Annotated in this window: 27 protein-coding genes, 2 tRNA genes, 1 other RNA gene and 1 other annotated feature; of the genes, 6 read left to right on the forward strand and 24 right to left on the reverse strand. The window is 42.6% G+C overall.

Going from position 1 to position 26,735, the window contains the following annotated elements:
- Positions 1-375 precede the first annotated feature (375 nt).
- The 17 genes from ACSVDE_RS19100 to ACSVDE_RS19180 form a co-directional block, all read right to left on the reverse strand.
- On the reverse strand, positions 376-639 hold the full coding sequence (locus ACSVDE_RS19100) for a pro-sigmaK processing inhibitor BofA family protein (RefSeq protein ID WP_226552755.1): 264 nt from the start codon (positions 637-639) through the stop codon (positions 376-378).
- A gap of 71 nt (positions 640-710) precedes the next feature.
- On the reverse strand, positions 711-932 hold the full coding sequence (locus ACSVDE_RS19105; RefSeq protein ID WP_226552756.1) for a YaaL family protein: 222 nt from the start codon (positions 930-932) through the stop codon (positions 711-713).
- 22 nt (positions 933-954) lie between these two features.
- Complete coding sequence (gene recR / locus ACSVDE_RS19110) at positions 955-1,551, reverse strand: recombination mediator RecR (RefSeq protein WP_439302509.1); 597 nt, start codon at positions 1,549-1,551, stop codon at positions 955-957.
- 112 nt (positions 1,552-1,663) lie between these two features.
- Positions 1,664-1,978: a YbaB/EbfC family nucleoid-associated protein gene (locus tag ACSVDE_RS19115; RefSeq protein WP_226552758.1), complete on the reverse strand. Its 315-nt coding sequence runs from the start codon at positions 1,976-1,978 to the stop codon at positions 1,664-1,666.
- Between the two features lie 21 nt (positions 1,979-1,999).
- On the reverse strand, positions 2,000-3,760 hold the full coding sequence (dnaX, locus tag ACSVDE_RS19120; RefSeq protein WP_439302510.1) for a DNA polymerase III subunit gamma/tau: 1,761 nt from the start codon (positions 3,758-3,760) through the stop codon (positions 2,000-2,002).
- Between the two features lie 208 nt (positions 3,761-3,968).
- Positions 3,969-4,233, reverse strand: an RNA gene (gene ffs, locus ACSVDE_RS19125) — signal recognition particle sRNA large type.
- 209 nt (positions 4,234-4,442) lie between these two features.
- Complete coding sequence (gene tadA / locus ACSVDE_RS19130) at positions 4,443-4,934, reverse strand: tRNA adenosine(34) deaminase TadA (RefSeq protein WP_439302511.1); 492 nt, start codon at positions 4,932-4,934, stop codon at positions 4,443-4,445.
- Positions 4,935-5,001: 67 nt separating this feature from the next.
- Complete coding sequence (thrB, locus tag ACSVDE_RS19135; RefSeq protein ID WP_439302512.1) at positions 5,002-5,913, reverse strand: homoserine kinase; 912 nt, start codon at positions 5,911-5,913, stop codon at positions 5,002-5,004.
- Positions 5,910-6,974, reverse strand: coding sequence for a threonine synthase (thrC, locus tag ACSVDE_RS19140; RefSeq protein WP_439302513.1), 1,065 nt, complete (start codon positions 6,972-6,974; stop codon positions 5,910-5,912). Before thrC ends, thrB begins: the two co-directional genes overlap by 4 nt.
- Entirely contained in the window at positions 6,974-8,269 is a 1,296-nt protein-coding gene (locus tag ACSVDE_RS19145; RefSeq protein ID WP_439302514.1) for a homoserine dehydrogenase, read from the reverse strand. The genes thrC and ACSVDE_RS19145 overlap by 1 nt, the downstream gene beginning before the upstream one ends.
- A gap of 208 nt (positions 8,270-8,477) precedes the next feature.
- Complete coding sequence (locus ACSVDE_RS19150; protein ID WP_439302515.1) at positions 8,478-9,524, reverse strand: ABC transporter permease; 1,047 nt, start codon at positions 9,522-9,524, stop codon at positions 8,478-8,480.
- A complete protein-coding gene (locus ACSVDE_RS19155; protein WP_439302516.1) occupies positions 9,525-10,394 on the reverse strand; it encodes an ABC transporter permease subunit in 870 nt (289 codons plus the stop codon).
- Between the two features lie 26 nt (positions 10,395-10,420).
- Positions 10,421-11,074, reverse strand: coding sequence for a hypothetical protein (locus tag ACSVDE_RS19160; RefSeq protein ID WP_439302517.1), 654 nt, complete (start codon positions 11,072-11,074; stop codon positions 10,421-10,423).
- Entirely contained in the window at positions 11,064-11,648 is a 585-nt protein-coding gene (locus tag ACSVDE_RS19165; protein ID WP_439302518.1) for a sigma-70 family RNA polymerase sigma factor, read from the reverse strand. Before ACSVDE_RS19165 ends, ACSVDE_RS19160 begins: the two co-directional genes overlap by 11 nt.
- 190 nt (positions 11,649-11,838) lie before the next feature.
- On the reverse strand, positions 11,839-12,414 hold the full coding sequence (locus tag ACSVDE_RS19170) for a hypothetical protein (protein WP_439302519.1): 576 nt from the start codon (positions 12,412-12,414) through the stop codon (positions 11,839-11,841).
- 113 nt (positions 12,415-12,527) lie between these two features.
- Entirely contained in the window at positions 12,528-13,103 is a 576-nt protein-coding gene (locus ACSVDE_RS19175; protein WP_439302520.1) for a hypothetical protein, read from the reverse strand.
- 186 nt (positions 13,104-13,289) lie between these two features.
- Positions 13,290-13,844 (reverse strand): hypothetical protein, encoded by a 555-nt coding sequence (locus ACSVDE_RS19180; protein WP_439302521.1) that lies wholly within the window; start codon positions 13,842-13,844, stop codon positions 13,290-13,292.
- Between the two features lie 151 nt (positions 13,845-13,995).
- On the opposite strand from ACSVDE_RS19180, the gene ACSVDE_RS19185 reads away from it, so the two are divergent.
- The gene (locus ACSVDE_RS19185) at positions 13,996-14,451 is read left to right on the forward strand and encodes a hypothetical protein (protein WP_439302522.1); all 456 of its coding nucleotides are present in this window, start codon (positions 13,996-13,998) and stop codon (positions 14,449-14,451) included.
- Between the two features lie 67 nt (positions 14,452-14,518).
- Here ACSVDE_RS19185 and ACSVDE_RS19190 read toward each other — a convergent pair whose 3' ends face one another.
- Complete coding sequence (locus ACSVDE_RS19190; RefSeq protein WP_439302523.1) at positions 14,519-15,088, reverse strand: helix-turn-helix domain-containing protein; 570 nt, start codon at positions 15,086-15,088, stop codon at positions 14,519-14,521.
- A gap of 790 nt (positions 15,089-15,878) precedes the next feature.
- Here ACSVDE_RS19190 and ACSVDE_RS19195 point away from each other — a divergent pair.
- The gene (locus ACSVDE_RS19195) at positions 15,879-16,076 is read left to right on the forward strand and encodes a small, acid-soluble spore protein, alpha/beta type (protein WP_439302524.1); all 198 of its coding nucleotides are present in this window, start codon (positions 15,879-15,881) and stop codon (positions 16,074-16,076) included.
- A gap of 189 nt (positions 16,077-16,265) precedes the next feature.
- Here ACSVDE_RS19195 and ACSVDE_RS19200 read toward each other — a convergent pair.
- A tRNA-Arg gene (locus ACSVDE_RS19200) sits at positions 16,266-16,341 on the reverse strand.
- A gap of 386 nt (positions 16,342-16,727) precedes the next feature.
- On the opposite strand from ACSVDE_RS19200, the gene ACSVDE_RS19205 reads away from it, so the two are divergent.
- From ACSVDE_RS19205 to ACSVDE_RS19215, 3 genes are all read left to right on the forward strand, one after another.
- Positions 16,728-18,125: a PhoH family protein gene (locus ACSVDE_RS19205; RefSeq protein ID WP_439302525.1), complete on the forward strand. Its 1,398-nt coding sequence runs from the start codon at positions 16,728-16,730 to the stop codon at positions 18,123-18,125.
- Positions 18,126-18,322: 197 nt separating this feature from the next.
- Positions 18,323-18,964, forward strand: a complete 642-nt coding sequence (locus ACSVDE_RS19210) for a deoxynucleoside kinase (protein WP_439302526.1) — start codon at positions 18,323-18,325, stop codon at positions 18,962-18,964.
- Positions 18,961-19,632, forward strand: a complete 672-nt coding sequence (locus tag ACSVDE_RS19215; RefSeq protein WP_439302527.1) for a deoxynucleoside kinase — start codon at positions 18,961-18,963, stop codon at positions 19,630-19,632. Before ACSVDE_RS19210 ends, ACSVDE_RS19215 begins: the two co-directional genes overlap by 4 nt.
- A gap of 57 nt (positions 19,633-19,689) precedes the next feature.
- Here ACSVDE_RS19215 and ACSVDE_RS19220 read toward each other — a convergent pair whose 3' ends face one another.
- From ACSVDE_RS19220 to hisC, 3 genes are read right to left on the reverse strand one after another with little or no spacing between them, the layout of a single operon-like run.
- A complete protein-coding gene (locus ACSVDE_RS19220; protein WP_439302528.1) occupies positions 19,690-20,538 on the reverse strand; it encodes a transporter substrate-binding domain-containing protein in 849 nt (282 codons plus the stop codon).
- A gap of 30 nt (positions 20,539-20,568) precedes the next feature.
- Entirely contained in the window at positions 20,569-21,669 is a 1,101-nt protein-coding gene (locus ACSVDE_RS19225; protein ID WP_439302536.1) for a prephenate dehydrogenase, read from the reverse strand.
- Positions 21,670-21,682: 13 nt separating this feature from the next.
- Complete coding sequence (hisC, locus tag ACSVDE_RS19230; RefSeq protein ID WP_439302529.1) at positions 21,683-22,774, reverse strand: histidinol-phosphate transaminase; 1,092 nt, start codon at positions 22,772-22,774, stop codon at positions 21,683-21,685.
- 110 nt (positions 22,775-22,884) lie between these two features.
- Positions 22,885-23,091 (reverse strand) — a binding site (T-box leader).
- Positions 23,092-23,316: 225 nt separating this feature from the next.
- On the opposite strand from hisC, the gene ACSVDE_RS19235 reads away from it, so the two are divergent.
- Positions 23,317-24,405, forward strand: a complete 1,089-nt coding sequence (locus ACSVDE_RS19235; protein WP_439302530.1) for a bifunctional 3-deoxy-7-phosphoheptulonate synthase/chorismate mutase — start codon at positions 23,317-23,319, stop codon at positions 24,403-24,405.
- Between the two features lie 682 nt (positions 24,406-25,087).
- Here ACSVDE_RS19235 and ACSVDE_RS19240 read toward each other — a convergent pair.
- Positions 25,088-25,180: transfer RNA gene (locus ACSVDE_RS19240), tRNA-Ser, on the reverse strand.
- Between the two features lie 246 nt (positions 25,181-25,426).
- On the reverse strand, positions 25,427-26,704 hold the full coding sequence (serS, locus tag ACSVDE_RS19245) for a serine--tRNA ligase (protein WP_439302531.1): 1,278 nt from the start codon (positions 26,702-26,704) through the stop codon (positions 25,427-25,429).
- Between the last annotated feature and the right edge of the window lie 31 nt (positions 26,705-26,735).

A 26,735-nucleotide genomic window follows, 5' to 3' on the forward strand; every position in this document is an offset into this window, starting at 1 on the left:
ATCAAACTCTCCAATAAAGTGTTTGATTGCTCATTAAATGTAAATCGAAATTGATTCAGGGTTCTTATAAAAAGACCCGTTTCACGCTTGGCTTTTGTTCAGTTTTCAAAGAGCTGTTTTGCTTCGTCTGAAAGTCGTTTGTTGCTGACTTTTTTCGAAGAATGTTTTGTTGTGATGTCTTGTTGCGACTTTTAATATAATATCATCGTTTGCCTAATCTGTCAAAGACTTTTTTCAGCAATTTGTGATGAAGTATTCGGCTTTCGTTGCTCGCCTCAAAAGCGCAACAGAGAATACTATACCATGTGGATTTTAATGACGCAAGACTTTTTTACAAAGAAAAAAAGAGCTTTTGATTGAGCTCTTTCAGTCTTATTATAGGATGAACTTTTGGATGGCGACCAGGGCGAGTAATCCGGGTATGCCGAGGAAGCCGGATACGGATGCTGTGGCAAGGTTGATCGGTATATGGAGATTGATTGCGGTACCAAATGCGTTGAGGAAAAACAATAGTAGAGCTCCTATTACAAGTTTAACCGCTGCTTGTCCGACCCAGCGAAGTGGTTTTAGTGGCGCGCCGATCACTAAGAGGAGTACGATCAATCCGCAGACGATCGCAAATACCCAGAATGGATCCATAGCAATATCCCCCTAACAGTTTGTCTCACCACTATACGTATGTACAAAGACATAAAAAAAGAACGAGAAGTCTAGAAACTTCTCATTCTGATCTTACGAACCTTCGCCTCTTTCAACAGGAAGAAGTATTTGGCTTTGGCAAGCTTAACTTCATAAAGGACCTGTTCAGAGGGCTCTACACTGTTTTCAATGAGTTCCTTTTTAGTGAGCCATTCGGATCGGACCGATTCTATGGCTTTCAGCAATCGTTCATTTGCTTCCTTACGAAGCCGACCTGTACGACGAAAAAACACGACTTCACTCGCCTCCGTGGAGCTATATTTCTCGACGCCCTTCTAGAGCACGAGATAATGTGACCTCGTCCGCATATTCCAGATCCCCTCCAACTGGTAGACCGTGTGCAATACGAGTAATCTTGATGCCAGTCGGCTTCACGAGACGACTGATATACATCGCGGTCGCTTCACCTTCAATGTTAGGATCTGTCGCCATGATCAGCTCTTGAACCGTATCATCTTGAAGACGTTTGATAAGCTCCGCCACCTTGATATCTTCGGGACCTATCCCTTCCACCGGCGATATTGCTCCGTGGAGTACATGATAGAGTCCTCTGTATTCTTTCATTTTTTCCATAGCGATGACGTCTTTCGAATCATGGACCACACAGATCATCGATCGGTCTCGGCTGGAATCATCGCAGATCATGCAAGGATCGCGATCGGTGATGTGGTGACAATTCGAACAGTAAGTGAGATCCCTTTTTGCATTGACCAAAGCTTTACCGAATTCAAATACGTCATCTTCTTTCATTTCTAACACGAAGAATGCCAGGCGGACTGCGGTTTTCGGACCGATTCCTGGCAGCTTCATGAAGCTGTCGATCAATTTCGAGATCGGTTCAGGATAATGCAACGTAATTCCTCCTATAGAAGAAACAGATCTGGCGTCACTCGTACGCGATCTGTTTCTTCATGCAAGATAAGCTTTCGTTCAGGCTTATCCTTATTCCAATATGGGGTTGCGCTTAAAACATACCTGGCAAGTTCATGCCTTTAGTGAATTGTCCCATGTCCTTGTTTACAAGCTCATCTACATTCTTCAATGCGTCGTTTGTAGCTGCAAGTACAAGGTCTTGTAGCATTTCGATATCATCTGGGTCGACTGCTTCTTCTTTAATGACGATATCGATGATTTCTTTATGGCCATTTGCTGTTACGGTTACCATTCCGCCACCAGCTGTTCCTTCAACTGATTTTTCTTTCAACTCTTCCTGCGCTTTCATCATTTGCTTCTGCATTTTTTGCATTTGTTTCATCATGTTATTCATATTGCCTTTCATTTTACTTCCTCCTTGTTATCGTTAATCTTCTATCTCTACATATTCAGATCCGACCAGCTTGACGGCTTCGTCTACTAGTGGATCTTCACTTCCCGATTCAGTTGATGCGTTTGCATTTGATCCTGTTTCATTGGATTCGCTTGCATCTGATTCCGATGGTTCATCCTCGTCTTCAGTCTGATCGGATTGTTTTTGTTCTTTTATAAACGATTTCTTAACCTCTTCCCAATCATCCTCAAGAATCGTCATCATCGTCATCTGACGACCAAGCGTTTCAAACACGACGGACTCGACACATTCTTTGATGTTATCCTTTACAGCCATCTGACTATGAAGTTCGTGTTGGAAGGCTAACAAGAATGCATCTTCAGAACTTGCAACTGGAGTCGCATTAATCATCCATGCATGCGCATTGACCATCCTGGACTTGATTTGCTCCATGATGTCGCCCCACTTGCTTCGTAATAACTGGAGATCTTTCTTGGATGCTGTTTTGAGCATTTCCTTGATACGGCCAGTAGAAGCTCTCGACTTCGGCGTTTTCGATTGGAATGTCCGTTTCGGTTTTTCTGGCTCAGGACTACTTGTTGTGTTGGCTGAGACTCCCCGTTCTTTCAATAACTTGATTTCCTGCTCAAGTTGTTGAATTCGGTTCATGAGCGGTTGAACGTCTGCACTTCCTGTTTGAACGGGAGCAGATTCCTCCTGGCATAGCTTTACGATCGCTAGCTCTAAGTGGATTCTAGGGTGGTTGGTCCACTTCATCTCTTGTTGAGCTTTATTCAGGACGTCGATGACTTGATAGATCCAATCGCCCGGTATCTTTTTCGCAAGGTTTTCGAATTCTTGGTCCACTTGAGCACGATCGAGCACTTCTTCCAGGTTAGGAGCAGCTTGGTACAACAACATGTCTCGGTAATAGAAAATCAAATCATTGATGAACCGGATCGGATCTTTCCCTTTGTCCATCAACTCATCAATTTGCTTCAATGCTTCAATCACATTGTTTTCTTGAAAAGCGATCGTCATATCCGACAGGAATGTTTGGGATACAGAGCCGGTGACTGCAAGGACATCGTCGACCGTTACCGTATCTTCACTATAGGAAACAGCTTGATCGAGGATGCTCAACGCGTCCCGCATTCCACCTTCCGCTGCTCTTGCTACAAGATGAAGAGCTTCTTCCTCCACTTGCACATTCTGGGATTCAATGACGGTTTGCATCCGTTTTACAATGGAATGACTTGTAATCCGTCGGAAATCGAATCGCTGACATCTTGATATGATCGTCAAAGGAATTTTATGCGGTTCCGTCGTCGCCAAAATGAATATGACATGTGCTGGTGGTTCCTCCAATGTCTTCAGTAGCGCATTGAATGCACCGATGGACAGCATATGTACTTCATCAATGATATACACTTTGTACTGGACAGCACTTGGTGCATACTTTACTTTGTCCCGGATATCACGGATCTCATCGACGCCATTGTTTGAAGCGGCGTCGATTTCAATGACATCAGAGATGGAACCTTTTGTAATGCCGACACAAGCTTCACATTCATTACAAGGTTCTGCAACTGGCGCTTTTGCACAGTTGACTGCCTTCGCAATGATCTTTGCTGCACTTGTTTTGCCGGTTCCTCTTGGACCGCTGAACAGGTAGGCATGGGATAGCTTTTGTTGTAATAATGCATTTTGTAATGTCTTCGTTATATGTTCTTGCCCGACCATGTCCTGAAACTGTTGTGGCCGGTATAACCGATATAATGCTTGATATGCCATCCGCACACCCTCCTTTAATAGAACATTTTCATCCTTTTTATTATACCGATTCCCTGGCTCATTTTCAAAGAGGAATCCGTTTCGCATTTGGTTTAAAAATTATGGATTTCACTAATCGAAGGTATTCCTAATCAGATCTCCTACATGATGAAGACATAAAAAAAGCCGACCATTATCTGGTCGACCTTTTGTATAGTATGTATTAACGCCGTGCACCTTTCGTCGATAAAGCCTTCATAAGCGTTACGCCCGCAGTTAGCTCGGCCCAGGCAACCCCGCGGCACACGGAGTAACCCACTTACTGCTGCTTCCTTCCGGACCTGACAGGGTTCATGGGGCTCCGTTGCGCAGGACCCGGACGTCAACACCACTTACGAACGGCAGACCTTACGTCAGCTAACCTCGGAAAGGGATTCAGTCTCGCTACAGCGGATTGCGAGTACAGGACACCGCTACCTTCCCACCTAGCACGGCAAAGTTTATAACATTGTTAGGCGCATGAGAAATGCGCAATCTCTAGTATACGCTCACTTGTCCATAAAATCAACTGTAAAATATTTGAATGACTGATGTTCGAATCAGTTCCCATCAACCACTTAGAAACGCCTCCACCGACTACAGTCCATGGAAAGCTCTCTTTATTTAACAGCAAATCACACTATAACACGGTGAAACGGATTGTTCAAGAATCGTTTTCCGCTTTCTCCAGCTTTTTTCGTTTACGGAGATCCTGGAAAAATTGTTTGAGCATCAGACTGCATTCTTCCTCTAATACACTTGAGGTGACAACGGCCTGATGGTTGAAACGAGGTTCATCGAGCAAATTCATCAAGGTACCCGCACATCCACCTTTCGGATCGCTCGCTCCATAAACCACCCGGTCGATTCTTGAAAGCACGATGGCACCTGAACACATCGGACAAGGTTCAAGAGTGACATATAGCGTGCAACCTGAAAGCCGCCAAGTCCCAAGAGCTTTGCATGCTTCGTCAATCGCTAGCAGTTCCGCATGTGCTACCGATCGTTGTTCCGTTTCACGTAGGTTATAGGCGAATGCAATGATCTCACCATCTTTAACGATGACCGCACCTATTGGAACTTCTCCGATAGCGGCTGCTTGCTCGGCCACTTGAATCGCTTTCTTCATAAATGTTTCATCGGTACTTTGATACATAAGATTTCTCCTAGGAACTAAGATATATCCTCAACTTTACCTTATTGAACAGGAAAAATACAGATGGTCACAAAGCGGATGGCTCAAAACATGTGGTAGACACAACGCCTTCACCATCCACATTCAAAGTTTGGATGAACATTTCAGGGAAAGCCTGTTTCAACTTCCTGAACAGCAATTCCGTTTTAAACGTTACTGTAAAACAGGAGATGGTCGGACCAGCACCGCTCAACGCGATCCCGAATGCGCCATATCTCTCTGCAACATGTTCAACTCTTTTGTAATGTGGGATTAATGGCAACCGGTAAGGTTGGTGATATAGATCCTTTTTCATCATTCTCCCGACCAAGTCCCAATCCTGCTTCAATAACCCGGCAACTAGAACATTAGAGACAGCACCCGCTCTGACAGCCTCCTTGTAAGAAATTTGATCAGGAAGGACAAGTCGAGCTTCCTCGGTGCTAAGCTCCTCTTGAGGTGAAACGGCAACGATCGAAATCGGCATCTCCTGAATCTGAAGAACCTCTAATTGTTCGTCCGTCTCACAGGTAATGACCAGCCCTCCATATATAGATGCACCAACATTGTCGGCATGCCCTTCATATTTCACCGCAGTTTTAAGCTTGGTTTTCTTCGAAAGCTTCAGGTTCCCTAAAGTATCGGCCAACTCAATCCCCGCAACAATCGCCGCTGCACTTGATCCAAGTCCTCGCGTCAATGGTATATCACTTCGCACACGAACGTGACAGGGCGGCAACCTTTTGCCGTGAGCAACGGCTGTCTCCAATGCTATTTGAATAATCCAGTTCGATTCATCTCTCGGAAATGCCTCTAGTGATGGGGATAGTGCTTCAACTTCCCATTTCGAATGTTCTGTGACATCCAATATCAAGTATCGGTTGAGTGCCAATCCGAGTGAGTCAAAGCCCGCTCCGAGGTTTGCTGTACTTGCAGGTACTTTGATTTGCCAGCTCTTCATATGCTGATTTTCCCTTTTATAAAATCGGTGACGATGTTTTTGTTATTCGGCAATTTTACCGGCTGGACAGGGCTTTCACTTAGAGCGATTGCAGGATCTTTCAATCCATTCCCAGTTAAAACGGCTACCACCTTTTGACCGCTCACCAATTCTCTTCGGGCATGAAGCTTCCGAAACCCTGCCAATGAGGCGCAGGATGCAGGTTCTGCAAAAATACCTTCATACTTTGCAAGCTGCTGATAAGCTTCCAAAATTTCACCATCACTGACCTCATCGATCAAACCTTGTGATTCTTCAGCCGCATCCACTGCCAATTGCCAGCTGGCGGGATTCCCGATCCGGATGGCGGTCGCAATCGTTTCAGGCTGAGGAAAAACTCGATCATGAACAATGGCTGCCGCTCCTTCTGCCTCAAAACCATACATTTTCGGTAATCCCGATACCTTGTCTTCGTGATATTCTTTGAAGCCTTTCCAGTACGCTGAGATGTTTCCAGCATTCCCTACAGGTATCGCCAAGACATCAGGAGCCTCACCAAGTTGTTCACAAACTTCGAACGCAGCTGTCTTCTGGCCTTCTAACCTGTACGGATTCACAGAATTCACTAACGTCATACCGTCCTGCTCACTCAGCTCCCGGACCATGGCCAAGGCTTCATCAAAATTTCCTTCAATCGAGATGATCTTCGCCCCATACATGACTGCTTGTGCCAATTTCCCTTGTGCAATCTTTCCATCTGGAATGACGACAACACATTTCAATCCAGCTCTTGCAGCGTATGCAGCCGCGGAGGCGGAGGTATTCCCGGTTGAAGCACAAATGACAGTATCGCTTCCTGCTTCCTTTGCTTTTGCTACAGCAAGTACCATACCGCGATCTTTAAATGAGCCAGTTGGATTCGCCCCCTCTACTTTCGCATACAGCTCAATGCCAAGATCTCTGGATAAGTGTTCCAATCGGATGAGGGGTGTGTTTCCTTCTTTCAAAGACAGCCTCGGTGTTCGGTCTGTGACGGGTAAAAATGCATGGAACCTTTGCAGTAGACCATCCCATCGTTCCATTAAGACGCTCCCCCTTCAACTCGATACGTGCTTTTTACAAACTGAACACCATCTATGTCCCTTAACTCCATTTGGATCTTTTCAAAACTTGCAAGGCTTGTATGATGTGTGACAAGTACGATTTCTGCTTTCTTTTCTTCTGGTAGAGGGTGTTGCAATACTTTCTCAAAACTCGCACCGTTTCTTGAAAATACAGAAGTGATACTGGATAACACTCCGACCTCATCTTCTACATGCAGTCTCAGGAAATACTTCGAAAAGATCTCATCGTTCTTTTTCAATTGTTTATTGAATTGAGGGCTGACTGCGCTTCTTCCGTTAACACCAAGGCGCATGTTTTTCATCACACCGACAAGGTCGGATACGACAGCGGTAGCCGTCGGTAGACTGCCCGCCCCTGGACCATAAAACATCGTTTCACCGACTGCTTCACCGTATACGTATACCGCATTGTACTCATCATTGACGGAGGCGAGTGGATGAGATTCCTCGAGCAAAGTCGGCTCTACGCTCACCTCCACACAATTTCCTTCACGGTGTGCATATCCGATCAATTTCATGACATATCCCAATTGCTCGGCATATCGGATGTCATTCTCTGTAACCTCTGTGATGCCTTTCAATTTGACATCATCCAGATCAATATTCATTGAATATCCCAAAGTCGAAAGGATCGCCATTTTACGTGCTGCGTCCAATCCACCGACATCCGCAGATGGATCTGCTTCTGCAAAGCCATGGGCTTGGGCTTCGGCAAGAACATCATCAAAGGAACGACCTTCTTTCGTCATTTTTGTCAAAATGAAGTTCGTCGTCCCGTTCACGATCCCCATCATTTTGGTGATCCGATCAGACGCTAAGCCGTCTGCCAACCCCCGTAGGATGGGAATTCCCCCGGCCACACTCGCTTCATAAAACAAGTCACATTCGTTTTCTGATGCAAGATGCAACAGTTCTGGTCCATGTACAGCCATGAGATCTTTATTGGCTGTTACGACATGCTTCTTATTTCGGATAGCTTTTACGAGGTGTTCTTTCGTTTCTTCTATGCTTCCCATCACTTCTACGACGACATCAATCTCTGGATCGAGCAATACATCATCCGCTTCCAACGTGAGAATGGTGGTATCAATATCAACATCTCTCAATTTATGAAGATCTTTCACAAGTGCTTTTTTGATCTGAACGGGGCAGCCTATCTGGTGCATCAATTTATCCTGATGATTTTCAATCACTTTGACAACCCCAGTTCCTACTGTGCCTAAACCTAATAATCCGACTGATATTGATTCCATCCAACCAACCTTTCCTCTTAAAATTTGTTTTTCTCACGTGTACTTTTGTTTATATATAAAGGACATTATAAGGAAGGCAATAGGCCATTACAATAGGTTTTTTGTGAGGATTTCCATGTAAGTGCTTACATGTTTGTGAGAGTAAGGGAAAATTTTTTCACAAAAAAATGCTGCCTCCGATTTTCCTCGGGAAACAGCATTTCAATTTCTATTCTTTATGCTCCAGTCGAAGCTCTCTTCTCTGGATTGCTGAGCGTTGTCTTAAAGGTGTGAACTCTTTTTCTTTCGAGTTATGATCGGTGGCTTCAGAAGTCTTTTCAGCTGGTTTGTATTTCACCCGCCAGTTTTCGGTAACCGACTTGATGCCTTCAAGCATGAAATTCATGGACAAAATCGTAAGAGCAAAGAACAAGATGGGAACGAGGATGATCCATGGATTGATCGTCAAATACCGAACACCGTTTCCTATGAGACCGGACCATTCGTAAGAGAGCGATTGAGGTGGATCTGGCCAGTTCGGGTCGAAACTTAAATTCGTCCCCCCGAAGAAAATCTTGAAAAATCCAAGATGCGCTAACACGAGCATAGTCTGGACAAGCTGCTGCATGAAAATGATCCAAAGCTGGGGCTGGATGTGGGGACGTACGTGCTTCCACAAAATATGGAGCCTGCTCCCACCAACGACTCTTGCCCCTTCTATGAATTCTAGCTTGAAAATCCTTCCCATCTCGTTACCAATGAGAATGGATGTAGTCGGAACTGCCAGGAACGCTAATATGATCACTTCAATCCCGACGCGCTCCCAAAAGGTATACGCAAACCCACTCGGATTTTCCATGAGAAACGGCGTTAAGATGAAAATGGCTAATAAGGTGACTGGTACGTAATTGAAGACATCCACAAGCCATGTAATATAGCGTCTGAACTTATAAAAATAGGCACCATAAAGAATTCCGAAGATCATGGAGACAGACAATCGGATGAAGGCGATCAAAATCGCGAATGCGATTGTATACTTGGCTCCGATTGAAATCATATGAGTGAAGTGAAAACCTAAAGGATCCGTCCCTAAAGGTACATTCCAACTAGGTGATATCGGAGCTGCCTCTACCGCACGTCCATCCTCATAAAGGATCTTCGTCTGTGCGACCTGATTATCCCATAAGACCGTATGCAAGATACTGATCGACAACAAGGAAAAAATGAAAATGAACCCGATCAGGAAGTATTTGTTCTTAAATAGTCTTTTCACCATTTACATCACGACCTTTTCATTTGTGACACGTTCCAACAACCATTGGCCGATGGCAAATAACAAAAAGATGGGGATGAAAATGGAAATCAAGCTTAGCGCAAATACTTGAGGATTCAAGTATTCCAGCAAGAAACTCATGATGCCGTTGATGTTGAATATGTATTCTAAGATCAACAAATTGGACAGCATGAACCAAATGACCGTTTTAGAATAGTTCAAGATACTCGCAAGTGAATTCCGAAGGACATGGATCATTAAAATCCTTCCCTGGTATACCCCTTTACTTTTCGCAAGTTCAACATATTGGCGATCCAATTCATATTCTGTAATCGACACCATCACTTTGTAATATTGGATCATCGGTAAAATGGATAAGCAGAGCATAGGGAGTAAATAGATCGGTTCTCCAGGCATCGAGGCGACCTCAAAAAATAATAAACCAGTACTCTTATAGATCCAAACGATGACAAGCTGACAGATGATGATGATCAAGATATCCGGAATGGACTCTAGTACAAAACTGAACACTTTCGATACTTTTCGCCACTTCATAGGCATAAGCATCGTACCGAACGTCAACAATCCTGCTACGAGCAGTGCGATCAGAATGGATCCAATCAAAACAATCAGGGAGTAAGAAACGATGCCGGATAGTTGCGGCAATAGCTCTCTCGTAGCCCCTTCTGTGCTGTAAGTGATTTCTTGAAAATGAATCAATCCTTGTAATACGTCTATTAAACTAGAAGAATAGCCTTGCCAGTTCAACGTGAGTGAACCATCGTTCGGCAATAATCGGGGTAACCCAGCCATCAGGATGATTCCGATAATGATACAGACGAACCTCAATAATTGATTGGTGATGAATCTCATACAATCCCCCTCTTAACAAACAGCGCCTAGTGTGCTTTTTTCTCTTTATCCATCCAGGTAATCTGTTTATGATCCGTCGCCTTCACACCTCTGATAAATGCGCTATTTTGCTCTTCCTTCCATATACCTTTTTGGTCATACCCTTTCACTATGGTTATATCGACTGTGTAATCGTTCCAAGGAGCCCCGATTTCATGGACGCCTTCTTTCCCTGTATAGAGTTCCGTCCCTTTATAAAACATCTGTTCGATTGTGGATCGGACGTCGCTCTTACTGGAATGCGGCACTACTTCTATGCTCAAAGAAACGTAACGATCCCGTTTTGAAACGGTGACGTATTCAATGAATTCATTCTCTTGCATCGCCAGGTTCGAAATTCTGTTCAGCAAAGGTAAACTGGTAACTTCCCGTCCTGTATTCAATACTAATCCATCTGTGAACTCATCAGACTTTTGAGGTGGCTCCAAAATATACGTAACCGAAAAGACGAGCAAAAAGATACAAACTGAAATGCTCAATACCGGCTTCAACATCCATAAGTATTTTTCAAAAAAGGAGATCGATTGATCTTGTTCACGAATCCGTTCCATGACTTCACGCTTCTTCTCATCTGAGAAGCGTTTCTTCTGATATACCGCTTTGTCCATGACACGATCCAGATTCTTAAGCTTATCCTCCACTCGACTCTTCCCCTTTCTCCAAATGTGAGCGTAAGAGCTTCCTAGCTTGAAACAACCTGGATTTCAAGGTCGATTGTTTCATATTGAACAGTTCACTGATCTCAGTCAAACTCATCTCTTCTTGATAATAAAGGATGATGAGCTCTCGATACTTGACCGGAAGGGAAAGTATGGATTGTGCCAATTCATTGTACTCGTCCTCTACAATCAAACGAAGTTCAGGTGTTTGATCATTGCTTTCTTCCTTGAACAGAGTCATCGGATTGGCAAACCATACATTCCTGTGCGACCAACTCTTCAGATGATCTTTGCATCGATTGACCGTTATTTTATATAGCCAGTTTTTCAATGAACCTTCTCCGCGGAATGTCTCCAGCTTGGAATAGCAAGTAATGAAGACGTCCTGAACGATATCCTCCGCTTTGCCCCAATCTTTGACGTATGTATAAGCTAATCGAGTCAATCGCTCACCGAAATAATCAACGACTTCCTCCATGATTTCTTCTTTATAAAGACGTAAACTTTCCAGACTGAATGTCTTTTTCTCTTGTAGAACTTCCCTGAAGTTCTCCATGTGTTCCAACCCCCTAAATGACCTTTCAATACTATAGACGACTGATATGCTGATTGGTTGTTTATTTTTCGAACATTTCCATATTTCAAATAAAGAAAGCGCAAGAAAATTATCAACCTGAATCATTGAAAAGTCAAATAGTGTAAAAAGTAAAAAAAGCCACCGCTCACTGCAGTAGCTTCTTCACAGGTTATTGTGTTTCATTGAGAAAACTAGGGGTTTCCAAACCGAGTTTTTCGTAGATGGAAGCCAGTCCGGATTCAAAGTTTTGATAGAATTCTTCTGTTGCACTTTCCGCTTTCTTCAACGCTTGTTGGACGTCTTCAGTGTTCAAATCTTCACTGCGCTGCTCAAATTTGTCTGCAAGCCCGTTCAGGGATTGATTTAACTCTTCACTGTATGCTTCAAGTTCCTTTGGAATCTCAAGGTTACGCAGATCTGTCGCTAATTGCTCACTCGATTGAGCAGCTTCATTTTTTAACGTTTTCAATTCTTCTTCACTTAGATTTTCCGTTTCGGATTGTACAGATTGGGCAAATTGTTTGAAGTCATCGTCGTATTGATTGATTGTAGATGTAACTTTGTCCTGGAACTCCAACAGGGAGGCTTGGACCTTCCCTTCATTCAATTGAGCCGATTCATCTGTTTGGGTATCTTGGTCTTGATCTCCGTTTGCATCATTGCTTGTATCCTCTGAACAACCTGATAAGATAAGTGCACTACACATAACGATACTCATGAGAATGGACCAGAATTTTCGGTTCATGTTCATTCACCTCCTGTCTATTATCTGTAAATTCCTTATTACAGCAATTCTTAAACAGGAAGTATGCCGATTAAAAAAAGCCATCTATCCTTATTGGATAGACGGCTTACTTATTAGGAAAGTTCAGCAGAGAAACTTGGAGGTGTCAGTCCTAGATCTTCAAAGACTTTACCCATCTTCTCTTCAAAGCTTGCGAACATTTCATCCGCTTCTTTTTGACCATCTTCAACGTTTTCGATTGTCAGATTTTCAGCACGCTTTTCATAAGACATTGCTGCATCTTCCAATGCTGTTTTGATATCTTCTTCGTAGTCTGAAAGTTCACTTGGAACTGAAATTCCACGAAGTGCTTCAGCCGCTTTAGGACCAGCTTCCGCAGCTTTCGATTTCAACTCTTCAAGTTCTTCTTTTGTCGGTTTTTCTTCTGCTTCTTCATCATTGAACTTGTCTTTTGCTGCTTGGAACTCAGCAAATGACGCGTTGTTGTCTTGAAGAACCGTTACAACTTCATCTTGGAAATCCAATAGAGCTGCCTTCACGTCTTCTTCACTTGATTCTTCACTGTCAGATGCATTTTCTTCTGTGTTATTTTCTTCGTTGTTGTTTTCTTCTGTACCTTCTGAATCTTGGCTGCAAGCTGCTGCAAAAACGAGTAAGAACAGCATTGCAAACATCATGATTTTCTTCATGGTTAAAGCTCCCCTTTTAAATGAAAAATTTGGGCAGACCAACCGATTTCACTATGTATGTTTACCAACCGATTTTATCGCCCATATATTAAGACGAGCATCAGAAGATTTGGTTTGATTTTTTTCAAATTTTTTTTTTAAAATTTAAAAGGCTCCCATAGCATGAGAGCCTCAGACTTATAAAGGTTATTCAATTTCTTTCTTGATGTTTGGCGCTAGCAGATCAGCATCTTCAAAGACTTTTCCAACCGTCTCTTCAAAGCTTGCAAAAAGCTCATCGGCTTTATTTTCTGCATCTTCGTTGTTATCAATTGTAAGTTCTTCAGAACGTTGTTCATAAGATTTCGCTAGATCTTCCAAAGCTGATTGGAAGTCTTCTTCATATTGTGACAGCTCACTTGGAACTTCCATCGCACGGATTGCTTCCGCCGCTTCAGGACCTGCTGACTTCGCTTCCTCAAGCTTAGCTTCTAATTCTTCCTGTGCAGGCTTGTCCTCTTCTGCTGTTTCAGCATCATACTTCTTTGCTTTCATCGCTTCGAATTCTGCGAATGGTTTATGGTGTTCTTTTAGTACATCCACAATCTCCTCTTGAAAAACGAGCAATTGTGATTTAACTTCTGTTTTGTCCATTGCTGGTTCTTTCTCTTTGTCAGATCCAGAAGTTGAATCGTCACTACCGCATGCCGCCATCGTAAAGACGAATACAAACATCAGGATGAATGCTAGGATTTTTTTCATACGTGTCTCCCCCTCTTAGTTGAAAGTCCTATGCAAATGTTAGTGTAACCAAGCTATTGGAACATGTAAATTTTTTTATTTATTCAAAATTATGAAACGAAAAGGAATCTCTCTACGTCTTTAGACTCGAAAGAAGAAGGAGGGTCAATCTATGTACCGAATCTTCGGAATTCTATCCATCATCTTGATTATTTTGACAGGGTGTGGCTCCACTTCCAGTGGGTCAGGTAGTGAAGAGTCTGACCAAAATGAACCACCTGAGGCTTCCATAACCATTCAAGATAAAGCTGTTTCCTTTCAACAAGGTTCTTATTGCTGGAGCGGCTCTGGTCAAGGCGTGTGTATAGACAAAAGTGGTGCAGTAGATCTTACGGAAGATGTAGAACCAGTAATCGTCCAAGGAAACGAGAGCATCAAAATTTCATATGAACAGGAACCTAGCGAATTATATGTGCGCGTACTGAAAGATGGCAGTGAACATGCAAATATGAAAGATAAATTTGAATTCCAGACGCCTTCAGAGCCTGGAACCTATGTATACGATGTTTTTGCGAAGTGGCGTGAAAAAGGAGATCTCGCCCTTGCATTTAAAATCAAAGTCCAATAATACTTATAAAATGTTTCATGTGGAACAAAAGAAACGTCAACTTCCCTCACTGGGATTTTGACGTTTTTTACTTCATTTTTTGTTTGGGCGGCTTTTTTGCCTTACTTCTCTTTGTTACATCCAAAGATATCGTAATGACACCGATGACCTTACCATTTTTATCCCGGATCGGTTCTCCGTAAACATCATACGTATTTTCCCCTTCTGATAATGGGAAATGGATTTTCTTTCTCATTTTCATGCCGGTATCAATGATTTCCTGTTTGAAAGCCATTATTTCTTTTGTCCCTTTATTATTGGCAATTTCATCATCACGTTTTCCGAGTATATTCATGGACTCAAAATCTTCATGAGGATTGAAGATCCATACGTATTCCAGGTCTAAATTACAATAGGCAATCACCATCTGGGAATTACGAAGCATCAGTAAAAAAGATGGTTCCTCATATTGATCGTTGAAAAAAGTAGAAGGATTGACTCCAAGCGCAGTCGATATTTTCTTAGCGACTTCCATACTTGGATTACGGGTTCCTTTTTCAATTTGTGCATAGTACGATCGATCGATGAAACACTGTGTTGCCACTTGTTCTTGTGTATAGCCTTTTTGTTTTCTGGCTTGTATGAGCCATTCTCTCATCCAAATCCCCCCGATTTGTTGCAAACAGCCACTTTTAAATTTTTCTGAAGTATAAGACTATCAATGTATAGTAAGAAAGCTACAAATCCAAATAAATGTGAAGGGATGTGTGAATAATGGTGCCAATCCAACCTTTTATGAAGAAACCAATGTTCTTGCCTTTTGCCTGGTTACAATTGGTCTTAGAAGGAAACTCCATGAGCACATACCTGCTTACGAAGCATTCCCTGACTTTGTGGCAGAAATGCCACCCATGTATTTATAATTACTTGCAAAATGTTGTCGACCCTAACAATATGTTGGAAATGTATAGAACGGAAATTATCTTACAGGAGCACAATCATATTGAAATCATGATGACAAACGGTGAACTGATCTTACATTTTAAGTTACAGTTTTGTCAGAATGATTGGTATATCGACCTTCATGGTCTCAAGCAATACTTGAATGATGAATGTATCTCCTGCCTGGAGCATTAATTATCATTTCCGAGCCTTTGTAAACTATGTTTCTTTTTGATAATCATTGAATTACTACGCCCATAAAGATGTAGTATAAAACAATTGTAGCAAGAAAGCGCAAAAGTACATGTGGCTTATAGCCACATGTACTTTTTTATCAACATATTATTATAAAGCCATTCTAGCTTTGTCTAAAGCCCTTATACCTCTATTTAACCAATTTCCTTAATTTACCTATTTCGATTCTAGTATAAAAATATTCGGGCTATTCATACTAACCTCAAGTGGTAAATACCTCCACTGATTTTAAAGGAATAGAGGTGAGTGACATGGCTCAAAACAACAATCAATTAGTAGTAGCAGGTGCTCAAGCAGCAATCAACGCTATGAAGACTGAAATCGCTTCTGAGTTCGGAGTACAACTTGGACCAGACACTAGTTCTCGCCAAAACGGATCTGTTGGTGGAGAAATCACTAAGCGTCTTGTACAACAAGCTCAAGCACAACTTGGTGGTGGCCGTTACTAATCGTAAGGGTACTTACTAAGCCTCTTCTTGGCAAAAAGGTTTCCTCTAAATAGGAGGAAGCCTTTTTATTTGTTGGAGATGTCCATTTCACCAACAGTGTAATTTATAATGAGTTCATTTAAGGATAGGAAATAATAATGAGATAGGAAAATTTACAAGTAAAATGAGGGGCGATAAGTAAAAAGGATATGGCGGCCCCGGCAGGAATCGAACCTGCGACGCACGGTTTAGGAAACCGACGCTCTATCCTCTGAGCTACGGGGCCACATTGAAGACATTTTCTATTATAATGATTCGAGGTGTTCTCGTAAATATATCACAGAAAATCCCCATAGCCACTAATGAAAAGGACAAAATGCACATATATATGTCATATACCATGCGATACCTTTAATTCGGTTCTTATAATTGGAATAATTTACTCAATAAATGTTCAAATGAATCAATACCGAAATACCAATTGTCTCATATGATATATGGAAAGCTGGTATCCGCAGAGGGAATGATGATGTTTTCATGATTCCTTTGGTACAAATTCACCATATTCTATACATTTCCATGAGTAATTAGCCGATATTAAAGGTAAAGATAGGTATAAAATCGAATATGTAATCATGCGTATACTAGTCATTCTCGAGAGGGGTTGGATCCTTGAACAAGATCTATATCTTGGACACAAATGTTATTTTACATGACCCTGCTTCCATTTTTAAATATGCAGGGAATGATGTTGTCATCCCAGCTGTCGTCGTAGAAGAAATTGACTCAAAGAAAAGGTTGCAGGATGAGGTTGGTCGAAATGCTCGGGAATTTGGCCGACAGTACAAGACGTTACGCGAAAAGTACAAAGACCGCTTACAAGAACCTTTCCAACTTGATCACGGAGGTACTTTGGTCATCGAGCTGAATCATCGTTCTTTCGAAAACATCAAGAGCATCTTCAACCAGGATTCAAATGATAATCGGATTTTGGCTGTTGCGGTTAATATTGCCCTCGAACAAACCCAAAGGGATATCATACTCGTTTCCAATGATATCTTATTGATTGCGAAAGCGGATGCGCTCAAGAAATCGTTGAGTACACCGAATTTCACTGCACAATTATATGAAAACGATCGTCTCGTTGAGAGCTCCCTCACGATTCATAAGGGTTACCACGAGCTTCATGTTTCCCCTGAATTCATTGATGCATTTCATGCGGACCATGAACTTCCTCTTTCCAAACTTACCGACTATCTTCAAACGGATGTACATCCACAAGATTTCCTATTGATGAAAAGCAATGCAGGTACGAACCAATCCGCTTTAGGACGGGTTGTCAAAAAAAGAAATGAACTGGTTTGCAAGCCATTATTCCAGACCGATGATGATTCATTCGTATGGGGATTACGTCCGAAGAATGTTGAACAACGGATGTTTCTGGAGTTGCTCCTAGACCCAAAAGTGGAAATGGTATGTGCCATCGGGAAAGCCGGTACTGGTAAAACGTTGCTGGCCCTTGCGGCGGCATTGCACGAGACCCAGGACATGAAGCACTATACGAAGATTACCGTCGCTCGACCGATTGTTCCGATGGGGAAAGATATCGGATATCTGCCTGGAGAGAAAGATGAGAAACTCCGTCCATGGATGCAGCCGATTTTTGATAACCTGGAACAATTATTCAATATCGACCCGGAATCCAATAAGAAGAATGATAAAAACGGCTCCGTGCCAAGAATTGAAAAAGAAATTGAACTTTTGAATATGGAAATTGAAGCACTCACCTATATTAGAGGACGAAGCATCCCGAATCAGTTCATCATCATCGATGAAGCGCAGAACCTTACGAAACATGAAGTAAAGACAATCGTAAGCCGCGCCGGGAAAGGGACGAAGATCGTACTTGTCGGTGACCCTGATCAAATCGACCATCCTTATCTCGATTCGGTCAACAATGGTCTTACCTATACGATCGAGCGCTTGAAGTCTGAAGAAGAAATTGGCATCATCCGTTTGTCCCGTACAGAACGATCGAACCTTGCGGAAAAAGCGGCTCGTCACCTCTAGTTCACGAGAGCGCTCTAAGTGCCTGATATCCTTCAATGGAAGGGTTCATCCCCTTGTCATATAAGCCACATGAAGATGTGATTTACACGAAGATATCGGGCACTTTTTTGCGTCCGTTTTTTCCAAATGAACCTGTCGATTTATGTCACCGTGTGGTACAATGGTATTTGTCTATTTCGTACATAGGAGGCACTTTTATGGATAATACTCCCTTCATCGCGGTGGAAGGTCCTATCGGTGTCGGAAAAACATCTTTAGCCAAAGCGATCAGCGATCGATACAATTATCATCTACTGAAAGAAATCGTTGAAGAGAACCCATTTCTCGGTAAGTTCTACGATGATATCGAAGAGTGGAGCTTCCAGACAGAAATGTTTTTCCTCTGCAATCGATTCAAGCAGCTTGAGGATATCGATCGATTATACTTACAACATACATTACCTGTCGTTTCTGACTACCATATTTTCAAGAACCGTATATTTGCTATGCGTACATTGAAGGATGTGCACTTTCAAAAGTATATGCAAATTTTCGAGATCCTGACGAAGGACATGCCTTCACCCAACATGGTGATTTATTTGAAGGCCAGTCTTGAAACGTTGCTGAAACGCATTTCACTTCGTGGAAGAGACATTGAAAAAAATATCGATCCGGATTACTTGAAGCAGTTGTCTTCGGATTATGATATCTTCATGTATCAGTTCCAGAAGCTCCACCCGGAAATCCCTGTTTTGACAATTGATGGTGACCAGGTCGATTTCGTACAAAACCCAGAACAGCTCGAAGACATACTCAGAACTGTCCAAGATACTTTTCGGAAAAAGGAAGTGAAACAATGAGCATCCATGACAAATACAAAATTCCCAAAAACGCGGTCATCACAGTTGCCGGAACGGTCGGTGTCGGTAAATCGACCATGACGAAAGCGATCGCGGAAAAACTGGGCTTCGATACATCTATGGAAAAGGTCGATACTAACCCGTATCTGGACAAGTTCTATCATGATTTCGAACGCTGGAGTTTCCATCTACAAATTTATTTCCTTGCAGAACGCTTCAAGGAACAGAAGAGAATGTTCGAACAAGGTGGCGGCTTCGTCCAAGATCGTTCCATTTATGAAGACACTGGCATTTTCGCAAAAATGCATCATGACAAAGGAACCATGACGAACATTGATTACGAAACGTACACAAGCTTGTTTGAGGCGATGGTGATGACTCCGTTCTTCCCACACCCTGATGTGTTGATCTACATTGAAGGAAGCCTTGAAGATATCATCGATCGCATCAAATCACGCGGCCGACCAATGGAACAACAAACGCCGATTGCCTATTGGGAAGAGATGCACAGCCGTTATGAAAATTGGATCAACAACTTTACAACATGCCCAGTGCTGAAAGTGAACATCAATGATTATGATCTGATCCAGAATCCGGAATCCGTAGACCCTATCTTGAAGAAGATCGGTGAAACGATCAACGGCAACAATAAGTTACAGCATGTATAGAAAAGCTTAAACACTAAAGGACTGACGTCAATGTCAGTCCTTTTTCTATGTGCTGCGTCAAACCGCATTTTGTGTCTGGTTTTCCGTCAGTCCCCATTTTATCTTCAACCGTTCCATTTCTCCTTGTATTTGAAGTTCTTCAAGCCACAAGGAAATCCAGTTCTGATAATCGAGATCTCCGCGATGGATCATGTAGACTTTTTCGCTTTTTGCAAATGAACCATTTGCTGCTGCAGGGTATAGCCGTTGATCGAGCTTGGAGTAATAGACCGCTTCTATATGATCGGTGATCATGACGTCCACTTCCCCCCGGGCAACCATATGTGGGATAGATAAGTTGTTATCAATGACAACGACCTCGGCTTGTCTGATGTTCTGGCGTACAAAGCGTTCGTTAGTCCCGCCTGGGTTCAATCCTATACGAACATCAGGATGATCGATATCTTGAAGATCGAGATATCGATGCTTGTCTTCATTACGAATTAATGGAGCTTTTGAATCTCTGAAATAAGGCTGGGTCAAGTGCGCCATCTTCTGTCGTTCGAGATTCCTACTTACCCCACCCATCGCAATATCGAATCGATCCGCATGCAGATCGCTCATCATTGTTCCCCATGAAGTCTGAACAAAACATACTTCTACATCGAGTTGCTCAGCTAAATGGTAGGCGACATCAATATCATATCCTTCATATTGCTTCGTTTCTGGATTGTAATAGGTGAAAGGCTTATAGTCTCCTGAAGTCCCAACTCTGACGATCCCCGCCTCTATGATGCGATCCAGACGAGAAAGATGCTGGAGACGATGTGACGTCATCAGTAAGGGGCTTCTGAAAAAGGCTCCGCTCCCTTCAGGATGATCTTTTTTCATTTCATAGGCTTCGGTTTGTAAATGAGCTCTTTTCATATTCTTCCCCTCCTAATGACTTATTTTGTGTTACACGCTATACGTTTCGTACTGATGTCTTTCAAGACACTCCTTGGCTCTGTATCGATCATCATCTGTACGGAAACTGAGTCTTAAAACACCGTACACATCTTCTCGTGCTTCTATGATCCGTATATTCGTAATACTGATGGCTTCATCTGCGAGAATCGTCGTCACTGTCGAGATGACACCGGCTTGGTCGACAACATCGACATACAGGTCATAAAACGATCGGATGGCACCTTTTCTTCCTGCTGGCATGTCGTCTCGAAATGCCTTCGCTTCAGCGAAATATTCATACAGTTCACTCCGCTCATTCCGCTCAACCAATGAGCGAACCTCCTTCATTTCCTCCATCCACCCGTCTAGAAGAGCAAGAATATTATACCGGTTATGCTGTACGATATCCCTCCACATGGAAGGGCTACTAGAAGCGATTCTCGTGATATCCCGGAAACCTCCTGCCGCTAAGCTGCTGATCCGCTCATTCTTTCCTGCCTGGTCTTTCACCTGGCGGACGAGGCTCGCAGCGATGACATGCGGGAAATGGCTGACCACTCCGGTGACATGGTCGTGTTCCTCTGCATCCATCACTTGTACGTTCCCTTTTGTACCGGACAACCAGTTTTTCAGTTCATCTACCTTATCTTCAGGGGTCCCCGGCAGTAAGGTCAGTACATAGAACGCATTTTCAAATAAATGTGCCTTCGCACTTCCTACTCCGGACTTATGGGATCCTGCCATCGGATGGCCTCCAATGAATACCACCCCTTCTTGCAGCATGGATTGTGCTTTTTTCATGATATTCACTTTTGTACTTCCGACATCAGTAATGATCGCACCTGTTTTAAAATCGTAATCCTGGAACTCCTCTAACAAGCGAAGTGTTTCCTCGACCGGCGTTCCGAGAATGATCAGATCGGCTTGCTTCGCTTCTCCTTTCAAGTCAGTACTGTATTCATCAATGACATTCATTGATTTCGCTAACTTGCATTGTTCTTCGTTCAAATCATAACCGATGATTTGAGCTTCTTTATGCGCTTTTTTTATCGCTAATGTCAGGGATCCACCGATTAATCCGACCCCGATCAATAAGACACGTTTATCCACTCGCTCGTTCCCCTTATGATGTTCGTTTGATTGCTGCTCCATCTACGAGTATCTCTTTCATCAGTGCGATGATTTCAGCATTTTCTTCTTTTTTCCCGATGGTAATCCGAATTCCGTTTTTGATGGGTCTCACGATGTACCCTTTTTGCAATAAGAAATGGAATACGAGATCGTTGTCCATTTCAGGTTCAATATAGACGAAGTTCCCTTGAGAAGGGTAGTACGGTATACGATACTTGTTGAAGAATAGATAAAATTGCTGTAACGCTTCCTTGTTTTTTACTACGCATTCTTCTACAAAAGAAGGATCATCGATTGCAGCTTGTGCAGCAATTTGAGCAAACTTCGATGTGTTGAAAGGTAGTCTGCCGATATCTAGCTTCTCTAATAATTTTTCCTGACCGATTGCATAACCAATTCTGAATGCTGCAAGACCATACCCTTTTGAAAAAGTTCGTAATACAAGCAGATTTTCATACTCTCGCATGAGCTTCATCGCATCTGGAAAATCCTCAGCGGTTACATATTCATAATACGCTTCATCAAGTACGACAAGTGTTTCGTTTGGTACTTTTTCTAGAAAACTACGAAGTTCCCTTTCGCTGCTATACGTGCCAGTCGGGTTATTTGGATTACAGATCCATACAAGACTTGTGTTTTCATCGACGACTTGTTGCATGTGTTCTAAATCATGTCGCCCTTCCTTTAACGGAACAGCTTTGATTTCCGTGTTTTCGATGACTGCATGGTGTCTGAACTGCGGAAATGTGAAATCAGCCATTACGACATTCGTTTCAGCCGTCAAAAGACACCTACTGATCATTTGGATCATCTCATCCAAACCACTGCTGAAGAGGAGCTGGCTTTCCTTCACGTTCAACCGACCAGCTAATGTTCTTCTTAAATCCTCCGCTCGGCTGTCTGGATAATGAGCATAGTGGGCGATGGACTGTATAGCCTCTGATACTTTACTCGAGCAACCATAAGGGTTCTCATTGGATGCTAGATTCACGATTTTTGTAAGTCCAAGCTCTTTTTTCACATTATCGATGGACTTACCAGGGTCATAAGCTTTAAGAGACAAGAGTTGCTTTTTCACGTTCATTTCATCTCCTCCATTACGCTCTTATTTAGGCGATCGTTTTCTAACCATGTCCAGACGGCTTTACTATGTCCCTCCTCTTTTTCCATATAAAAACGCCCCTGCTCTTGATCAGCAGGGACGATTTAATCGCGGTACCACCCTCATTACGGACTTTCTCCGTCACTTCATTTGGTTAACGGTATTACCGTCTTTTTCAGCCGTGTGAAAAAGAAGCTCAAGGGTGAACTTCATGCAGAACTTTGTACTGATTCGCACCAACCATCAGTTCTCTGGTATTCAGGGAGTTCAACACTACTTTGTCCTATCATTGCCTGTGCGTATTTTATTAATATCAATTTTTAACACGGAAGATTTGATTTGTAAAGTCTAAATTTTTTTAAAAACTTTTTTGGTTACGCTTACATGGTTGAGGCTGTTGCTTTTGCGGTTTAAAGCGCAAAATTTTCTGATCATTCTGGTATTGACATTTTTATATACCGTGCTTTAAAGTCTTAAACAATCTTTTATTAATTTTAAATGGTGAAGGAGTGGAGTGATCGATCATGTCGAAGGAATTGGAAGTCTTGCGTGAACAGATTGAACAATTGAACATGCAAATATTAGACTTGTTGAACCAACGCGGTACGGTTGTTCAACAAATCGGGAAAATCAAAGAAATGCAAGGCGTGAAGCGTTTTGATCCTGTTCGTGAGCGCCGTCTTTTGGATCAAGTTGCAGAACACAACAATGGTCCTTTTGAGACCTCCACGCTTCAGCACATATTCAAGACGATATTCAAAGCGAGTCTTGAACTTCAGAAAGAGGACAATCGAAAAGCACTTCTCGTTTCTCGAAAACGGAAACCTGAGAATACGGTCATTAATGTAAATGGTGAATTGATTGGAGACGGGAATGCCCGTTTCATCATGGGGCCCTGTGCTGTAGAAAGCTACGATCAAGTCTTTCAGGTAGCTAAGGAAATGAAAGCGCAAGGATTGAAGCTGCTTCGAGGCGGGGCTTTCAAACCGAGAACATCCCCGTATGACTTCCAGGGGCTGGGCTTTGAAGGATTGGAAATTTTACGAAAGGTAGCAGATGAACTCGATCTCGCCGTCGTGACTGAAATCCTCAATCCGAATGATTTGGAGAAAGCACTGGATTATGTCGATGTCATCCAAATCGGCGCTCGAAACATGCAAAACTTCGATTTACTGAAAGCAGCAGGTTCAGTGAACAAACCTGTTCTGTTGAAGCGAGGTATGTCAGCGACAATTGAAGAATTCATGTACGCTGCCGAATACATCATCTCAAGTGGAAATGAACAAGTGATTCTATGTGAACGAGGAATTCGTACGTATGAACGAGCAACCCGGAACACGCTCGATATCTCTGCCGTACCAATTCTGAAGAAGGAGACACATCTGCCTGTGATCGTCGATGTGACCCATTCAACCGGCAGGAAAGATCTGCTCGTTCCAGCTGCAAAAGCCGCACTTGCCATCGGCACTGACGGTATCATGGCTGAAGTCCATCCCGACCCTGCTGTTGCGTTATCGGACTCAGCTCAGCAGATGAATCTCGAAGAATTCAAATCGTTCATGAATGAAGTAAGGCCGGAACCCATCATTGCGAAAAAGAAGACCAGCGCTTAAGCTAACGGGTTCGGTTATCTATCACAAACAATAAATATGTTGACTAAAATGTGCCCCGAATTGCATAGCAATTTGAGGCACTATTTTTGTTGATAAATAAGGATTATTGCTCAAATAGAACGTTAAATTGTTTGAACATTTGCATACGAATTTGTAACCTTTCAGAATCCCCTGTATGTTTGCAAATTGACCTGCATTTTACTATTAATTGTTCTTGTTAGAATGCGGAAGGTAATCAAGATTTTAAACCTATTGTTATTCAACAAAAGGACAGGATTGTTGAAGGTGGGAGATAGGGTTTAACGGACATCAGATCCGTTATTTGTGACAAAAACGCCAATTTCGGTGTGCAAACGGACATCAGATGCGCTATTTTTTAAAAAGTATATTGTTTTGGATGATTTTGAACCAAATAAGGTATCATATGTCCGTTAAGTATAGTGAAAATGAATAAGTTATAGAAATAAGGTCCTCAATGTCCGTTAGATTTATGAATTAGTCATTCTTCATTAATTATCGTGCGCTTTAGTTTAAAAAACTGGAATAAAATAATATTTAAGCGCTGGTTCTTTTTCATTTTAAATTGAAAGTTCTTAAAGCATAAAAAAAATTCGTTACTAAATGTAACGAATTTTATTCACATACAATCTCCGTTGTAATATGCGCTGTGATTTAATAAAAATGGAGGAGGTAGAGGGATTCGAACCCCCGCGGGCTGTTACACCCCTGGCGGTTTTCAAGACCGCTCCCTTCAGCCAGACTTGGGTATACCTCCGTACCGACAAAAATCATTATAGCATCGTCGAAAAGCAAAAGTCAACACTAAATCGACATTTTTTTTGAAAGGAAAAGTGTAAGTGCCCCGTTCAGTCACGAAGGTCACTGGAAAACAGACGAGGAGGCTGTGGCCGCCGCAGGAAGTTTGAAGTGATCCAAGTGACTGGGCACTGAGCTAGACATCTCTTCCTTGCATCAAACATATTTTAAAGGGCGGTTGAATCCCGCCCTTTCCATCTATTTTTTACTTCGTAATCACGCTTTTGTTCCCCATGTATGGACGTAGCACTTCAGGAATTTCGACAGAACCATCTTCCTGTTGATAATTCTCTAAGATTGCTGCAACCGTTCGACCAATTGCAAGTCCAGAACCGTTCAATGTGTGTACATGTTCCGGCTTCGCTTTTGGCTCACGACGGAAACGGATATTAGCACGACGCGCCTGGAAGTCCTCAAAGTTACTGCAAGAAGAGATCTCACGGTATGTTTCATAGCTTGGGATCCAAACCTCGATGTCATATTTCTTCGCCGCGGTAAAACCAAGATCACCCGTACACATGCTCATCACTCGATATGGAAGCTTCAAGAGCTGCAACACTTTTTCCGCATGTCCAGTCAATGTTTCCAACTGGTCATAAGACTCTTCAGGTTTTACAAAGTGTACAAGTTCTACTTTGTTGAATTGGTGGTGACGAATCAAGCCGCGTGTATCACGACCTGCAGATCCAGCTTCAGAACGGAAACATGCACTGAATGCGACATAAGCTTTCGGAAGTTCTTCAGGCTTCAAGATTTCATCACGGTGTAGGTTCGTTACAGGGACTTCAGCCGTTGGAATCAAGAAATAATCTTCTTCACGAATTTTGAAAGCATCCTCTTCGAACTTCGGAAGCTGACCAGTACCTGTCATACTTTCACGGTTGACGAGATATGGAGGCAGAACTTCCGTATAACCGTGCTGGTCTTCATGCAGATCCATCATGAAGTTAATCAATGCACGCTCAAGACGAGCACCTAATCCTTTGTAAAAAGCGAAACGGCTTCCTGTTACTTTGGCTGCACGTTCGAAGTCAACGATGTCTAAATCTGTTGCAACATCCCAGTGAGGTTTTGGTTCGAAATCGAACTGACGAATGTCGCCCCATTCTCTTGCGACCACATTATCTTCTTCATCCCCACCGATTGGTGCAGATTCATGAGGGATGTTCGGCAAGGTCAGCATGATTTTTTGCAGCTTCTCCTCAACTAGGCGAAGTTCTTCATCATAAGACTTGATCTTCTCACCGACTTCTCGCATTTCTGTAATCAGGTGATCCGCATCCTTCTTTTCTCGTTTGAACTCTGCTACTTGCTTAGACACTGTATTACGACGGCTTTTCAGCTCTTCTACCTGATTGATCAATTCTCGACGCTTTTCATCTAAATCTTGGATTTGATCTAATCCAGAGATATCTTCACCTCTCGTAGAAAGCTTCTCCTTTACCTCGTCAAAATTGTCACGTACGAATTTCAAATCTAACATCTTCTTCTCCTCCTTCACTTAATCAAGCTTT

It is taken from the genome of Pseudalkalibacillus sp. Hm43 (assembly GCF_051842935.1).
Taxonomy (GTDB): domain Bacteria; phylum Bacillota; class Bacilli; order Bacillales; family Fictibacillaceae; genus Pseudalkalibacillus.